This is a genomic window from Anaerobiospirillum thomasii (assembly GCF_900445255.1).
Taxonomy (GTDB): domain Bacteria; phylum Pseudomonadota; class Gammaproteobacteria; order Enterobacterales; family Succinivibrionaceae; genus Anaerobiospirillum_A; species Anaerobiospirillum_A thomasii.
In genome coordinates this window covers 41,066-57,339 of sequence record NZ_UAPU01000007.1, presented here as the reverse complement: position 1 = coordinate 57,339, position 16,274 = coordinate 41,066, and the positions used below count along the sequence as shown (strand labels likewise).

9 protein-coding genes and 6 tRNA genes are annotated in these 16,274 nt (G+C 42.1%); all 15 read left to right on the top strand.

Translation table 11 applies throughout. From position 1 onward, the window contains the following. Positions 1 to 3 precede the first annotated feature (3 nt). The 15 genes from pal (at position 4) to DRZ93_RS07320 (ending at position 16,270) form a co-directional block, all read left to right on the top strand. A complete protein-coding gene (pal, locus tag DRZ93_RS07390) occupies positions 4 to 576 on the top strand; it encodes a peptidoglycan-associated lipoprotein Pal (RefSeq protein WP_245933790.1) in 573 nt (190 codons plus the stop codon). A 56-nt stretch (positions 577 to 632) separates the two neighbouring features. Further along, positions 633 to 1,352: a tol-pal system protein YbgF gene (gene ybgF, locus DRZ93_RS07385; protein WP_113744138.1), complete on the top strand. Its 720-nt coding sequence runs from the start codon at positions 633 to 635 to the stop codon at positions 1,350 to 1,352. Between the two features lie 440 nt (positions 1,353 to 1,792). Next, positions 1,793 to 1,868: transfer RNA gene (locus DRZ93_RS07380), tRNA-Lys, on the top strand. 20 nt (positions 1,869 to 1,888) lie between these two features. Then, positions 1,889 to 1,964: transfer RNA gene (locus DRZ93_RS07375), tRNA-Lys, on the top strand. A gap of 23 nt (positions 1,965 to 1,987) precedes the next feature. Then, a tRNA-Lys gene (locus tag DRZ93_RS07370) sits at positions 1,988 to 2,063 on the top strand. 7 nt (positions 2,064 to 2,070) lie between these two features. Further along, positions 2,071 to 2,148, top strand: a tRNA-Val gene (locus DRZ93_RS07365). A 22-nt stretch (positions 2,149 to 2,170) separates the two neighbouring features. Further along, positions 2,171 to 2,248 (top strand) — tRNA-Val (locus DRZ93_RS07360). A gap of 22 nt (positions 2,249 to 2,270) precedes the next feature. Next, a tRNA-Val gene (locus tag DRZ93_RS07355) sits at positions 2,271 to 2,348 on the top strand. A gap of 308 nt (positions 2,349 to 2,656) precedes the next feature. After that, the gene (locus DRZ93_RS07350) at positions 2,657 to 6,883 is read left to right on the top strand and encodes a virulence factor SrfB (RefSeq protein ID WP_113746232.1); all 4,227 of its coding nucleotides are present in this window, start codon (positions 2,657 to 2,659) and stop codon (positions 6,881 to 6,883) included. A gap of 10 nt (positions 6,884 to 6,893) precedes the next feature. Then, complete coding sequence (locus tag DRZ93_RS07345; RefSeq protein ID WP_113746231.1) at positions 6,894 to 9,647, top strand: virulence factor SrfC family protein; 2,754 nt, start codon at positions 6,894 to 6,896, stop codon at positions 9,645 to 9,647. Between the two features lie 3 nt (positions 9,648 to 9,650). Then, positions 9,651 to 10,724 (top strand): hypothetical protein, encoded by a 1,074-nt coding sequence (locus DRZ93_RS07340; protein ID WP_113746230.1) that lies wholly within the window; start codon positions 9,651 to 9,653, stop codon positions 10,722 to 10,724. 10 nt (positions 10,725 to 10,734) lie between these two features. Continuing rightward, the gene (locus DRZ93_RS07335; protein ID WP_172458121.1) at positions 10,735 to 12,678 is read left to right on the top strand and encodes a vWA domain-containing protein; all 1,944 of its coding nucleotides are present in this window, start codon (positions 10,735 to 10,737) and stop codon (positions 12,676 to 12,678) included. Positions 12,679 to 12,687: 9 nt separating this feature from the next. Continuing rightward, positions 12,688 to 13,404, top strand: a complete 717-nt coding sequence (locus DRZ93_RS07330) for an ABC transporter ATP-binding protein (protein WP_113746228.1) — start codon at positions 12,688 to 12,690, stop codon at positions 13,402 to 13,404. Continuing rightward, positions 13,397 to 14,587 (top strand): FtsX-like permease family protein, encoded by a 1,191-nt coding sequence (locus DRZ93_RS07325; protein ID WP_172458119.1) that lies wholly within the window; start codon positions 13,397 to 13,399, stop codon positions 14,585 to 14,587. Before DRZ93_RS07330 ends, DRZ93_RS07325 begins: the two co-directional genes overlap by 8 nt. A gap of 3 nt (positions 14,588 to 14,590) precedes the next feature. Beyond that, positions 14,591 to 16,270: an SUMF1/EgtB/PvdO family nonheme iron enzyme gene (locus DRZ93_RS07320; RefSeq protein WP_113746227.1), complete on the top strand. Its 1,680-nt coding sequence runs from the start codon at positions 14,591 to 14,593 to the stop codon at positions 16,268 to 16,270. The last annotated feature ends 4 nt before the right edge of the window (positions 16,271 to 16,274 follow it).

Genomic DNA, 16,274 nt, shown 5'->3' with positions numbered 1-16,274 from the left:
ATTATGAAAAAGTCAATTATATCCCTTGTATTATGCACTGCAGCTGCTCTGTACCTGACAGGCTGTACCACCTCTGAAGAGCCTCAGGAGGGCTCTGGTGTTCTTGTTGAAGACGGCACTATGCAGAATCAGGGTCAGATGGGTACTATGGGCGGTTTTGAGCAGGGTTCTTTAGATCCTGACGGCGCTCTGGTTGTAGGCGATCCATATGCCGAGCAGAATCAGGCCATGCAGGGTCCTCAGGCTCTGCGTGAGAACAATACCATTTACTTTAAATACGACTCAGAGCAGATCCAGGATGCCTATGTAGGCGTAATGCAGGCTCATGCCCAGTATTTAAGAGATAATCCAGACTCACGCATTATCATCGAAGGTCACACTGATGAGCGCGGTACACCTGAGTACAATATCGCCCTAGGAGAAAGACGTGCCCGTTCTGTTGCCCGTTATATGCAGAATCTTGGTGTTGATGTAAATCAGCTTTCAATTGTAAGCTATGGCGAGGAAAAGCCTGTTGATCCAGGTCATGTTGAAAGCTCATGGCAGAAAAACAGAAGAGCTGTTATCAACTATTAATTTTTAAGTTTTTTAATGTTAAAAGGCGCTCTCGGGCGCCTTTTAGGTAGATAAATATGCAATTAGTAAAAGTAATATCGACAGCTATTTTAACTTTATCGATAAGCACTGCAGCCATGGCCTCGGATTCACTGCAAAGACAGCTTGATGCTCAGCAGCGCACCATGCTTTCCATGCAAAACCGTATGGCCGAGATGGAGCGTGAGATAAAGCAGTTAAAGGGCAGTATAGATGAGCTAAGCTACAGATTAAACAGTGCTCCTGCCGCATCTGCAAATACATCTGCACCTTCAAATACAGCAGTGTCACAGCCTAAGGTTGAGCAGACTCAGACTACTGCACAAGCTCCTGTACAGACAGCTGATAAAGGCAGTGCTGATACTCAAAAGGACAGTGTCGCAGGTGTTGATGATAAGGCTCAGGCTCTTTATGACAAGGCCTATGCCCTGGTGCTTGACAACAAGCTCAAAGAGGCAGAGCAGGCTTTTGGCAATTATATTGATACCTATAAAAACAACAAGCTGACACCTAATGCCTGGTACTGGAAAGGGCAGGTACAGTACAAGCTTCAGGATTATGACAGTGCCAGAGTAAGTTTTTTAAATGTGGTACGTTTTGAAGATTCACTAAAGCGTCCTGATGCACTCTACAAGCTTGGTATGATAACTAAGTTCAAAGGTGATAAGGAAAAGGCACAAAAATACTTTGAGCTTGTTATAAAAAGCTATCCTGGTGATACAGCAGCTACGCTGTCACAAAGGGAGCTTGGGCGTTAAGTTTTACGTAAAAGGGCAGGGTGAACCTGCTCTTTTGCATTTATGTGCCCTAAAAAGTAAAAGAGGATAGGGGTGTACATAAAAGATAGTTTAAAGTCTTGGCACAATGCTGCATAAAAATTGAGGCTTTTTGTATAAATAAGCTGTTGCAAAGAGCCCTTAGCTCTAAAGAGCCCATAAAATATCTATATGTAAAAAGCAAAGCGTGCTTGTGCGCCTTATGTAAAGATCTGCAAAATGACTGAAAAGAAGCTTTTTGCATATTGATAGAGTGTATGCGGTGCACTCGGGTCTAAAATTTTTTTGCCTTATAGATGGCTTAAATAAGCGATTTTTAAAAATAATTTTAATTTTTTGTAAAAAAGTGCTTGCATTAGATCTAAATTCAAGTAAAATATCGCTCCGTTGAGGCAATAAAGCCAAAACGATTAAATCTGGGCGGGTCGTTAGCTCAGTCGGTAGAGCAGCGGACTTTTAATCCGTTGGTCGAGAGTTCGAATCTCTCACGACCCACCAAATTTAAAGCAGGATCAAGTGGGTCTTTAGCTCAGCTGGTAGAGCAGCGGACTCTTAATCCGTTGGTCGCGGGTTCGAATCCCTCAAGACCCACCATTTGATTCCTAGACCATTTAAGTGGGTCTTTAGCTCAGCTGGTAGAGCAGCGGACTCTTAATCCGTTGGTCGCGGGTTCGAATCCCTCAAGACCCACCATTTAAATGGATGCTTAGCTCAGTCTGGTTAGAGCATCTGCCTTACAAGCAGAGGGTCATAGGTTCGAGTCCTATAGCATCCACCATTAAATTTAAATATCCTTTAAAGGATGCTTAGCTCAGTCTGGTTAGAGCATCTGCCTTACAAGCAGAGGGTCATAGGTTCGAGTCCTATAGCATCCACCATTAAACTTAAATATCTTTTAAAGGATGCTTAGCTCAGTCTGGTTAGAGCATCTGCCTTACAAGCAGAGGGTCATAGGTTCGAGTCCTATAGCATCCACCATCTAATTTAAATATAACAGCACACTATACCCATACAGTTAAATCTATTTTCACTGCTCGCGCTGTAATGTACCTTTGTCTATATTAGTTGTTAATATAATTCTGATTTAAATACTTTGATCTGTGCAATCTGTTGCTCTGTCAGTGCTCAAAAGTGCGCACTCATGCGGTGTTGTGTGCTTTTTTGTATATAATTTTTGTGACTGTGCTAGATTTTATTTAAAGTACTGTTACTTTGATATTTATTAATAATTTCTATGAGTTAGAATAACAGAAATTAATTTATAAAAATCATACTGGAGTAATAACATGTTAGCTCCCCTGCTTAGTAAAGATAAATCAGAATCTGTAAGCCTTATTGCAAATTCAAATATACAGTTTTTAGATTATGAAGTTATATTAGGTGTTGAGAGTAAGACACCATCAGAGACAGTGCTCAATGCTGCCTATGAAAATACCTACTTTGAGGTGGCACAGGATCTGTCAGGTAAGAGAATATTTGCCCGCTATCTGCCTTATCTTATCAATTCATATGATGAGGAGGCGCACTTTAAATTAAATGATATTGTGCTTAATCACAAGGAAGTTGAGAGAAAAAATTTTATTACTCTTGATGATGCTCTGTATCTGTACAATGGTGTCTGGTTTCCTGTTCCATGTTTTGATGACAGTGCCAGGGTTTCACGCTTTGGACCTATAGACTGGTGCCGCTGTCGTGTGGTGGAGATTGCCTTTGATGATGGCGATGTAAGGGCCTATGGTCAGGAAGCTCTTAAAGATGCAAAAAAATACCATATAACCTTTGCCTTTGACACCAAGATTGCCCCGCACAAAACCGAGCGCTATATTATTCCAACTGCAGAGGATGTGGACAGAACCTACAGCATAATAACTAAAGGCGAGCTTTTAGATGCCTTTATGTTAGATGAGCTAAGTGGTTCATGGGTAAAATCCTGGGCCCGTGATGTCTTCTCCACTCTGTTTGATGACAGACTTAAGGATTACATGAAGGAAACTTTAAAGGGACTTGACTATGTAAAATATGACAGCAAAGTCTCAGATAAAGAACAGGCAGTAGAGGCTGGACTTGATACAGTCTTTTATCTTGCCATGCTCTCCTTTATTGAAAACTTCGTGGATTTAAAGGAAGTTAAAATCATATCCAATTCCAAAGAGGCTATAGGTGTAAGTCTTGTGCTGGATATTGGCAATTCACGCTCCTGCGGTCTTTTATATGAAGAGCTCAAATCCATTGAAAATAAAAATGATGATTTTAGCGGCGTATATAAACTGCAGATCCGCGATATAAACTCACCAGATCAGATCTATGAGGAGCCTTTTGCCTCACGAATTGAATTTGCCAAGGCCTCCTTTAGCTTCAACAACCGTCAGGCTGTTAAAAACTCTGATTTAAGCTTTGTGTGGCCATCCATTGCCCGTGTAGGCAACGAGGCCTCAATCCTTGCCTCACATGCCAATATCTCAGGGGGCAGATCTGGCACCTCAAGTCCAAAACGCTATTTATGGAATGTCTATGGCGGCGACGGGCAGGGCGGTGTCAACAGCTGGTGCTTTAACAATTTCTCCTATCAGATAACCAATTTCAATGATCAAAGCAGTGATTTTGATATACCTCGTGTGCTTAAGGATTTAAACCGCTCCCGTGTGGAGATTACAGACTCAAGCATAGGTCTTTATCTAAATGCCAACGGTGATGCCACCTTTGCTCTTGAGCGTGGCGATGATGCCGGTGGCTTTTCATCAGGCTTTTGCTACAAGGCCACTATGACCTTTATGCTTATGGAAATTTTCCTGCAGGCTTTAACACAGATAAATTCCTATAAGGTCAGATCGGACAAATCAAACTCAGATGTTCCACGTGTACTTAAAAATATTATTTTAACCACACCGCCTTCCATGCCGGATCAGGAAAAGGAGATTTTCCGTCTGTGTGTCTATGAGGCTGTGGGTATTTTATACAAAAGTCTTGGCTACGATAAAAGCGATGATCCATGCTCTTTTAATTTCAGAGATAAAGATTCCAAGATAGATATAGAGGTTCCTGAGGTCATCATGGACTGGAATGAGGCCGAGTGCTGTCAGTCAGTCTATATCTACAATGAAACACAAAAGGTCTTTGGCGGTGACTGCAAGGGCTTTATTGAAAACCTGCGCCGCGACGGTATGGAGGGGCGTATTTTTGACAAGCTCTATGACAGTATGGAGCTAAAGGCTGCCATTGATAATGGCTATGAGCTTAAAAAGACCTATACCTCTGCGCGTATTGCCACTGTCGATATTGGAGGCGGTACCACCGATCTTGTAATACGTGACTACTCATTCAGAGATGACAGTGAAAATGCCAGATCTTTAATCTACCCTTCAAATCTGCTTAGTGACGGTTTTAAAAATGCAGGAGATGACATCTCAAAGCAGCTTATAAAAGAGTATATAGTTGATACCCTAAAATCCTATCTTGATGAAAATGGGGCTGATGGTCAGGCTCTTTGCAACAAGCTCTTTGCCTTAAGCGAGGGCAGTTCAGAGGTTGAGGCACTAAGAAAACAGATTATTCAGCAGATCTTTATGCCTGTAGTCTACAGAATTATTTTCCATCTTGAGCACTATACAAGTGGCGAGGAAAATACTGTTACAGGTACTATACGCGATTTTCTGCAGGGCAAAGAGGTCAATAAGACTTTAGCTGATCTTGTTGCCAAACCACATGTGGCAGGTGAGGCAGAGTCAGAGGTTTTAAATCATATAAACAATACAATAGCTGATAATTCAAGTTTAAAGAACTTTGATATTATGGATTTAAAGCTTGAGATTAATTTGCGCTCTTTAAATGATAAATTTATCATAGGCAGTATGGATATATGCAAGGCTTTATCTGTACTTTGCAATCTGCTGTCAAGTTACAATGTTGATCTGCTTTTAATCTCAGGCCGTCCATCTAAGATACCTGGTATCAGGGAGTTTTTCCTGCAGCGTCTGCCTCTGCCAAAATCACGCGTGGTGGCAATGCATCAGTATCACTGTGATACCTGGTATCCATTTAATTCATTCCTTGACAGGACTATCAATGATCCAAAGACCACGGCAGCTGTAGGTGCTCTGATCAATCTTATCAAGACCACCAATCATAATGCTTTTACAAACTTCAAGTATTATGCCAATGCTCTGCCATCAAGAGCGCAGATCAGATATTTTGGCGTTATAGATAATAATTCTTTAATGCAGGGCCGTCATGTGTATTACACCTATGCCCCATATGAAATAGATGAGAGCAAGGCAGTATCTGACCTTCAGGACAGACTTTCGCATATGTTGATACGCCCAGGTCATAATCTTTTAGATGATGAGATAAAGGGTGTAAGTTTTGGCACAGGTAGACTTAAATCTACCCATCCTGTACAGGATCAGGAGCAGGACAATACCTGTCGCCGTCGCCGCAATAAAAATATGTGTGCGCAGCTTGATGCAATGGAGTTTTCGGGCAATGAGTGCTTTGGCTACAGACAGCTTGGCTCTGAGCTGTTAAAGGCTACACCGCTTTATAAACTGCAGGTTTTAAATAATCCTTTAAGAGCAGGCAAGGTCAGACGTGCTATAGATCTGTCACATAAAGCCCAGGATATTTTTGAAATTTTCGGACTTAAATCTGCAAGTAGCAGTGCCCAGGAGGTTTTAAAATACTCTGATGATCCTGTAAGTGCAGGTGTAGTCAATACGAAAAAAGACAGTCTAAGTGAAGAGATCTTTGATAAGTACAAGGATAAGGTTGCTCTGTTATATGCAAAGCTGTATAGCCTAGCAGATCTTTTAGCAGCAGATGGCAGTGAAAAGACACTTGACAGACTTCTTAGCTACACAGGAGATGTTGTTGATATTATCTCTGTGCAACAGCGCTTTAAGGCTCTGTGTGATGCTCTGCCTGCAAATGTGGCAGCACAGGTTGATGAAAAGATGAAGGAGCAAAAGCTTTCTGTTACAGATAAGATCTTTGGCAAGAGCAAAAGAGAGCAGGAGCGCAAAGATGCAATCAGTGAGCAGATAGCGCAGCGTCTTATCGAGCTTGATATGGATGTTAAAGAGGAGCTTGCTGCCTTAAACGACAACCTTGTAAATGACAAATATTTTTTAAGTAATGATATCTATGATGAAAATGTAGCCGCCTGCCGTGCCGAGATTAAGCATAAAATCGATATGGCAGCCCAATTGCTTGGCAGACAGGAGAAAAACATCAAAGTTGAGGTTGAGATTACCAATGTTATAGGTTATGTCAAAGATCCTGACAATGTTCTGCTTTATGAAGATGGCAGAGACAAAATTGCCTCTGGCTCAATACAAAGCAGCGATATACGCTATGCCATGTTTGTCAACAGCGCGGTTATAAATCCTGTGCAGCTTTTATCTCTTGTATCCATTGAGGATACTGATTCAAATGATTTGACTGATGCCTTTGAGCTGTCACTGCAGACTGTCAATGAAAATGAAAGAGTGTACTGGATAGATACAGGTATTATTGTATAGAGAGTTTTTTATGGAAAGTAAGTTACATACAGTTGCACAGGCTGCACATGATGCCATAGATTTTATAAAGAGCAATTATGAGGCTGATGAGAGATTAAAGAGCAGGGCCTATGAATTTATATATATGGCCTCAAAACTTACCAATAAGGCCAGCGCCTATGACAGTGTGCTGCACAATAACAAAACTATAGGCGTTTTTGGCGAGTCTCAGGCAGGTAAAAGCTATTTAGTCTCAAAGCTTGTAGGTGATGGGGTTGATGATCTTAATTTAAAGTGGGATGACAGAGTATTCTCATTTTTACACAATATAAATCCGCCAGGTGGCGGTGCTGAGTCCTCGGCCTTTGTGACACGCTTTACCTCAAAGGCCTATGCGGCACCTAAAGGTTATCCTGTACTCTTTAGACTGTTTAATGAGGCTGAAATTGTCAAAGTTCTTATTAATTCTTTCTTTCAGGATTATGATCCAAAGACCATAACCTTTGATTTTCATTCTATTGACTTTACCTCACATCTTAAAGAGTGTGACAGGGCAGAGTATAGGGATTTTGCTACAGATGAAAAGCCATGTGTCCTGACAACAGAGGATATCTATGCGCTTTTTGATTATATAAAGGAGAGCTCATCAGGCAGACTTAACGCTATGAGCTTTGATCATCCTTATATTGTCTATGGCATCAATAATCTGCCATCGATGAATATAAAGGGCAGAGCCTTTTATTTCTCGCTACTGTGGGACAGACTCAAGGTTATAAGTGCACTTTATGAGCGTCTTATACAGCAGCTCTCCTTGGTTGATTATGCCCGTGAAGTCTTTGCCTCTCCTACAGTCTTTGTTATTGATGATAAAGCAGAGCATATGAAGCAGAGGGATAATAATATCATCAAGGTTGATGCTCTTGAGGGTATTATGGAGAGCAAGGAGAAGGTCAGTGTCTGTGTAGGTGCTGATGGCAGCTGTGTGCGTGAGCTTGAATTTGCAGCTCTTGCTGCTTTAATCTGTGAATTTGTACTAAATCCACTTGATAAGAGCAAATACACTGATACCTTTGATGTGCTTGACCTGCCTGGTGCCAGATCGCGCGAGCAAAGCTCACAGCTGGCTCTCAAAGAGGAGGATGAGGCTTTTGATCTAAAGGCTATTGCCTCATTTAGCACCAACAAGGACTCTCTTGTTGGCAAGGTTTTAAATGAAAAGTTCAGACGCGGCAAGGTGGCCTATTTATTTGACAGATACTGTGACCGCGGTGAATTTGAAGTACTTTTATACTGTATGGCCGCCAATAAGCCAAATCAGGAGGTCAGAACTCTGCCATCTATGGTCAGAAAATATGTCACTATGAATATAGGCGCCAGTGCAGAGCAAAGAGCCAGAGCTAAAAACACTCTTATAGGTGTCTTTACCAAATTTGATGATGCCATACAGACGCAGATTGTAAACAATCTTGGCAAGGGCAACAATCCTGATACCAAGTCAAAGCTTGATGCCATTTTAGATGACTTCAAGGCCGAAAACTTTATGTCAAACTTTGCCGGCATGGGCGATGAGTTTAACAATTTCTATATTGCGCGCAATCCTGAGTATACCTCTCAGACCTGCTATCTTGATGACAATGGAGTCAAAGAGGAGCACAGGGATAACTTTAACAGAGTGGTTGATGATTATCTAAATAACAACTCAACCTTTGTAAAAAGAGTAAAAAATCCTCAGACGGCCTTTATTGAGCTTGTAAAACCTGATGGCGGTGTGGGTTATCTTGCCGATGCTATCTTAAAAGAGCATGGATCAGACAGTAATCGTACTAAAGCCTTTAGTGACAGACTTTTAGCAGATATAGAGGCACTTGAGCCTTTGAGTGCCTTTGCCATGCGCGATGGGGCAGAGGGCAGAAAAAAAGCCCGTGAGAGCGCCATGTCACTTGCCTATAAATTTATACAGTTAAATCAGGCCTGTCCTTTTTTATATGTACTAAAAGAGCGTCTTGAGCCTGACTATGGGGAAATTGAGAGCTGCTACAATGCAAGTTTTCAAAGCAACATTGTAGAGAGAAGCTTTGCCACGGCTCTTGTCAAGCTGCTTATAAACAAGGTTGACAGCCTGCACAGCGGCTCTTTGTGCGCCTTTATGTCCTCCTTTGTGGCAGAGGGCATACTCTCTGTCAAAGAGGAAATAACAGAGGATATCTATCCATATCTTTTTGCAAATGGTGTTTTAAAGGACAGACAGACACTTATAAAAGATATAGGCAATGTCTTTACGCTTTATGCCATGGCTTTAAAGGATATGCTTACATCAGAGCGTATCAATCTACAAAATGCTCTGTCAGAGCGTCTGTCCAAAGGCCGTGTGGCAGGAGCCACACGTGATGTGCCAAAGGCTTTGTATGTAGGCTTTGCTCTTGATTTTATATCTGAGTTTTTTGCCTCATATGGTCTGTTCTTAATGAATGATGTAGCCCTGATGCGCTATTTTGAGCTAAAGCATCATAGTGATCTGTGCTATATAAGTCCTTTAAGTCAGGCTGTGCCTTTAGATACAGCAGGTTATCATATAGGCAGGGCAGTGTGTGAATATGATCTGGTAAAAACCGATGACAGTATAGATAAAGAGGATTATGCATTTATGTATGTGGCAGATAATATGTCCAATTTTATCTGTATGTTTGAGGAGATAAAAAGTGCCGCCTCTACAGGTGTCTTTGACAGGGAGCGTAATGAGCAGTTATGTGCCATTATTGATGGACTTGAGAGTTTAAAGGAATAATTTATGAGCGACAGTTTTGAGAGTTTTGACGCCTCGATAAAAAATCATGGCACCAAGGGCGTGGTACTGTTTTTAAAAGGCCGCGGTCTTAATGACTGTCCTATGACAGATCGTGGTCGTGAAATTTTAATTAAACTATACAGACGCCATGGTAATGAGCTTATACCTAACTGGCCTGTACCTGATGAGATTAATGACAGATATTACAAATTAAACTTAGAGTTTGATTCAGGAGCTATGGTCTCAAGGCTGCCTGGCAGTATAGTGCAGTCTGTTTTAGAGTCAGGTGATGACAGTTTTGATCTTATGATAAGAGGTCATCAGCGCGAGATTAAGGTTGAGTGTCTAAAGCAGGGTGCCATTTCAAAAGATCAGGCTTTAGGTAAAGAGGTAAACTTTAGTACTGAGTATGTTGATACTCACAGCAATACTGATAATACAGAAAATACAGAAAATACAGCTACACAAGATCAAGCTTTAAAGGTTGACAACAACAGGCAGGCGGCCGATGCCTCTTTTAAGACAGCAGCACAAAGTTCACCTGTAAATGAAAGTCAGGCACAAAGTAAGGGCAGCAACAAGATTTTACTGATTGCAGGTCTTGCAACTCTTGCTCTAGCGCTAATAGCGGCCATTATCTATTTTCTGTTCTTTAAAGGAGCACAGGTAGATACTCAGGTAACTCAGACAGAACAGGCACAACAGCAGACAGCAGGTACACAGGCAGATGCTAAGCCTCAGGCAGTAGAGCCTGTGGTAGTGCAGACACCAAGTACCACAGGCAAATGCTCTGTGGACTCTGGCTATGACAGCTCTGTTATAGCTACATGTGCCAAAGAGGGAAGTCGTGATGAGATTATTGGCTTTATCAAACAGGCTGTAGCTGACAGTAAATGTGAAAGTGCTGTCAATGTGCTTTTATACAGAGCCAGAAATGAAAAGAGCGATCCTACCTTTGCCTTTAAGCTGGCACAGTTTTATGACAGCAAGTCATCTTTGTCTCTGCCATGTTTAAACAAGGATGACAAGGCTGCCATGTATTATTATGACATTGCCAGAGCACTTGAAAAACAGTAGGAAAAACAATATGAAAAAAACACTTTTAGCTTTAGCTTTGGGCTCACTTTGTGCCATATCCTTTAGTGCCTCTTGCAATGACAAGCCACTTTTACAGGATGGCAGTAAAAGTTTATATCAAAGAGTGCTTACCACTCCATCATGTAAATTATCACAGACTGCCGATGGTAAAAACGGCAGCGCTGTAGATGCTTTTTCACGTTTTTACGTCTATGGCCGTGAGGGTGGCTATGTAAAAGTAGGGCCTGATACTACAGGTAAAATTGCAGGCTATCTTTTAGAGGAGTGTACAGTACCCTGGAAGATACAGACAGCACTGCTGTTTAACAATCCAGCCTCACGAGACAGAGCCATTATTTTTGAAAAATATGACACTTTAACTGAGATTATGAATCTTGATGATCCAAAGGCCATTATCGATCCTATAAAGGAGAAGGTCTATAAAGGTCAAAGTGCCAAGGGTGTCATAGCCACAGAGCCTGAAACTTATGTAAATTTTGCAAAGCAGTTTTATCTGCTGCCAATACTTGACAGCTCAGAGTCAATGTTTGCCGACGGTTCACCTGCACTTGAGCTTAAAATAGCCTCAGTTACAGCAGATGGCAGCGCTGCGTCACAGACTTTAGCAAGTGCTGGTGGCAAGGGCACAGGCAGTGCTGCAGGCTCTGCCATAACAGCCTTTAAGGCCGGCATTGTCTTTGTGGTAGATGCCTCAATTTCCATGCAGCCATATATTGACAGAACCAAGATGGCCATCAATACCATTGTCTCTAAATTAAAGGACAGAGGGCTTGAGGATTATGTGCAGTTTGGTCTGGTGTCATTTAGATCAAATACCAAGGCAGTACCTGCCCTTGAGTATGAGTCAAAAACCTTTTTAAAGCCGGGCGATGCTTTGACTGTAGATGAGTTTAATGAAAAGCTAAAGGATTTAAAGCAGGCCAGCGTTTCATCCAAGCTTTTTGATGAGGATGCCTACAGCGGTATTGCCAGGGCTTTAAATGAGGTCAACTGGGATGAGTTCGGTGGACGCTATATTGTGCTTATTACCGACGCTGGCGCCATTGAGGGCAGCAATGATCTCTCAACTACACATTTAGATGCAGCACAGATTGCCTCCGAGGCTGAAAAGAAAAAGACAGCTATTTTCACACTGCATCTTTTAACTAGTGCCGGCAAGAAAAACCATGCCAAGGCCAAGGCTCAGTACCAGACGCTCTCCTATAACAATGCCATTCAGGATACGCTCTATGAGTCTATAAATGCAGGCTCTGTAGATGAGTTTGGCAAAAAGATAGATCATTTTGCCGAGGTTATATCCAATCAGGTGCGCCTGGCCTCAGATGGTAAGGTAGGAGCTGGCTCTGCCGCTATTGCCGACAGCAGCGAGCTTGATAAAAAGCTTACAAAGCTTGGTTATGCCATGCAGCTTTATTATTTAGGCGACAAACTTGGCACCAAGGCTCCTGATTTCATTCAGGGCTGGATGGCTGACAGAGATCTTGTAGATCACAGTAAAGCCGTAGTTGAGCCTGTGGTACTGCTCACAAGAAAGGAGCTTGCTGATCTTTATGATCTTGTAAGTCAGGTACAAATGGCTGTAGATGAAAGATCGCTAGGCTCTGCTGACTCCTTTGCCTCACTGCGTGAGCTGGCACTCAAGATGGGCAGCGATCCTGATAAGGTTAAGGATAAGAGTTTAAATCTGACACAGATGGGTCTTATGGATGAGTATCTTGCTGCACTGCCATATAAGAGCCGTATAGCCGAGATTGATGAGGATACCTGGAATGCACTCTCGCCACAGGAGCAGGACAGCATTTATCGCGATCTGTCATCAAAGCTTGAGCATTATAAGATTTATGATGGCGATCATGGACGCTGGGTGTCTTTATCAGAGGGCGCCTCAGAGCGTGAAAAGGTTTATCCTGTGCCGCTAAGAGATCTGCCATAGGATTTTTATATGGAATATACTCTTTATGTAAAGGATTTGAGCTTCAGACGCTCTGATGTTTTTGCACTGCATCTTGACAGCCTGTCTTTAAAGGCAGGCGATGTGGTGGCTCTTACCGGACAGTCAGGCTGCGGCAAGTCAACTTTGCTTGAGTGCATAGGTCTTTTACATGACAGCCTTAAAGCCAAAAGCTTTAAGATAAAAGGTCTTGATGCTTTGAGCCTTAAGGGCGCCTCCTATGACAGTATAAGACGTACGGCCTTTGGCTATATGCCGCAGACAGACGGTCTGCTGCCTTTTTTATCTGTAGAACAGAATATAAAGGTGCAGATAGATTTGTCCCATCATGATAAGGATAAAGAGTATAGACATAAGTTACAGGACAGGGCCATGGCATTGTGTGCTGCTCTTGATATTGGTCATCTTGTTGCTAAAAAGGCCCATGAAATGTCCATAGGACAAAGACAGCGTGCCTCTTTTATACGATCTATTGCCCATGAGCCTGCGCTTTTGTTAATAGATGAGCCCACATCGGCTTTAGATCCTGTGCATGCTCTTGAGCTTTTTGCCATTATCAAAGAGGTAGTGCAAAAAAGCAGCAGCGCAGCTGTGGTTGTGACACATGATCACAGCAGTGTAGAGCGCTATGACTATGACATATGCTCCTATCTTGGTATAGAAAATGGCATCTGCTCTTTTGCCATGCAGGAGAGATTACATGTTTAAACTTGCCATAAGAGATCTTGTCTTTGACAGGTGGATGTCACTGTGTACGGCCATTACAGTCTGTGCCATTATTGCTCCTTTGCTGTTGCTCTATTCGCTGCGCTTTGGTATTGTCAGCACCATGCAGCACAGTCTTGTTTCAGATCCTTATGCCCTGCGCATCAGCTTTAGAACAGGCGCGCAGCTTGATGAGGCCTTTTTTAAAAGCATAAGAGACAGAGATGATGTGGCCTTTGTTATAGAGCAGACCCGTGATATTTCAAATTCTGTGGTTATATTTAAAGATAACAAGCGCATTTCTGTCAATGCCGAGGCCAGTGGCTATGGCGATCCTACACTTTTAATGTCAAAGCTTGATTCTAACTTTCAAAATGACAGTGTCTATGTCTCAGCATCTGCAGCCACAAGATTAAAACTTGCACAGGGTGACAGTCTTAGTGTACAGATCTCAAGGCTTAATGAGGGTATCACACAGATAAAGCGTGCTGTCTTTAAAGTCAGGGGCATTATCAACAGCAAGTATGAAAAGCGCGATGCCATCTATCTGTCACTGCCAGTAATTTTGGCCATTGAGGATTACAAGTCAGGCTATGAGCCAGAGATTTTCTCTGATGGCTCCAAAGTGGCACCTGTGCGCCACTATTATGAAAAGGCTTTAATCTATGGCAAGGATATCTATACTCTTGAGGCCCTGGTCTCCTATCTTGAGGCTCAGGGATATGATATAAACTCCAAGGTGCATGAGGTAGTGGGGCTTAAAAATATCAAGAGCACGCTTGATTTTATCTTTACAGTTATAGCCTCATGCTCAAGCTTCTGTGCCTTTTTAGTGCTTATAGGCTTTAATACAGGCGCCATAAAAAGAAGGATGAAATCCATTGCCCTTATGCGTCTTACAGGCTTTAGCATGGGACAGATCAAAACCATGATTGTCTATGAAAATCTGATTTTAGGCCTGTGCGGCATGCTTTTATCCCTGCTTTTGTATCTGTCAGGATCTTTTATTTTCAATCAGAGATTTGCATTGCAGTTAGGTCAGGACAGTGTAGTTTCAACACTGCTTGCAGAGCATATTGCAATAGCCTTTGTGCTGTGTGCTGCTGTCAGTGTATTTTCAGCTTTGATGTGCCTTTCTATGCTGCTTGGCAGATTTAATGTGGCAGATAAGCTACGTGAGATTTAATGTATGAAAAAGTATCTGTTATCTATAGCCTGTTTAGCCCTTTATACTTCAGTATCCAATGCTGCACAGATAAAGGAGATCTTTTACAATCCAAAGCCATTGTCTGATGATGTTGTAGTATCTATGCCATGTGATATGAAAATGGTGTTTAGAAAAGTCTATACCTCCTATGACAATGAGCGCATCAAGGATAAAAGCTTTAGAGCAGGAGGCGAGCAAAATACCGATCTTATCTCTGAGAGTTTAAATACACGCTATGTGCAGGGCTCATTTAAGGATAAAAAAGGTTATTACTATCTGCTTGGCAAATATGAGTTAAGTGCATTGCAGTATCAGGTTTTAACTGATGAAAAATGCCCCAAGGCTACAGTCAAGGGACGTATGCCTGCTGTCAATATAAGTTATTTTGATGCGCAAAGGGCAGCTGCCAATTACTCACTGTATCTGCAAAATGCCAAGGATGCCCCTAAAGCAGATGGCGTTGCAGCCTTTGCGCGTATGGTTACAGACAGTGAGTTTGAATTTGCCGTGCGTGGCGGACTTGTAAGCTCACAGGCACAGTTTGATGCCATGCTGCCTCCTATGGAGGGTAGTTTGAATGATTATGCTGTCTATCAGGGTGTGGAGTCTGCCAATGGTAAAATCTCACCTATAGGTACCAGAAAGGGCAATGTGCTTGGCCTGTTCGATCTTTTTGGCAATGCCAATGAGATGATGCATGATTTGTTTCATGCCACAAGAACAGGACGTCTGCATGGCCAGGGTGGCGGCTTTACAGTGCGCGGCGGCAGTTTTTTAACTGCAGCAGATGAGATGAGCAGTGCCTATAGAAAAGAGCGTTCCTTTTTTATAAAGGGCAAGGAGAATAAATCGCGTGACATGTCAACACGTTTAGTGCTCTCTTTGCCTGTGATTTCATCTTTGCAAAGTGCCGATGCTCTAAATGCCGAGATTAAAAAATTAGGTTATGACTCAGATGAAAAGGACAGCAGGGGCGGTAATTTAAAGACTGTAGAAAGTCTTGATAAGATAATTGCTAACAATAAAAAGACCCTTGATGAAAATAAAAAACTTATTTTAAAGGGTGAAAAGGATTTAAAGGATGAAAAGGCCTTATCTGCAAAGCTCAAAGAGCGCAACAGCTCATTAAGTGAGCAGATTGAGAGCATGGGCAGTGCGCTAAGTGCCCTCAAGCAGGATATGGTCAAGGCCAATGCTGCACGTGATGAGATGCGTGACAGAGCCATAGCCTCAAATATAAGAATAGGCGCTCTTATGTGCTCTATAGTCTCTGACTATAAAAAGAGTGAGGTTACAGCTAAAAAGAGACTTGATCTTATAAAAGACATGGCTGATAAGGATGAGAGCTATAAAGAGAGTTATAAAAAGGCAAAGGCTCAGCATGAGGCCTTTGTGCAGGATTTAAAGATGGTCTCTGACACCTATGGATCACTTATTGCAATGACACAGAGCAGCTATGATCTGCCTCTTGTCAAACAGCAGTTAAGTACAGCAGGCGAGTCATTAGGCGCCTTGTCTGATAACAAGATGTTTGCGCAGTTTATAAATAATTTTTATTCAGATCTGCTCTCGTACAGCAAAGATAGAAAAAAAGATCTTAAAAAGAATGAACAAAAGTGGATTGAAGGCTGTTTTAAAACAGGCAGTGCCGCCGATAAATAGGTGT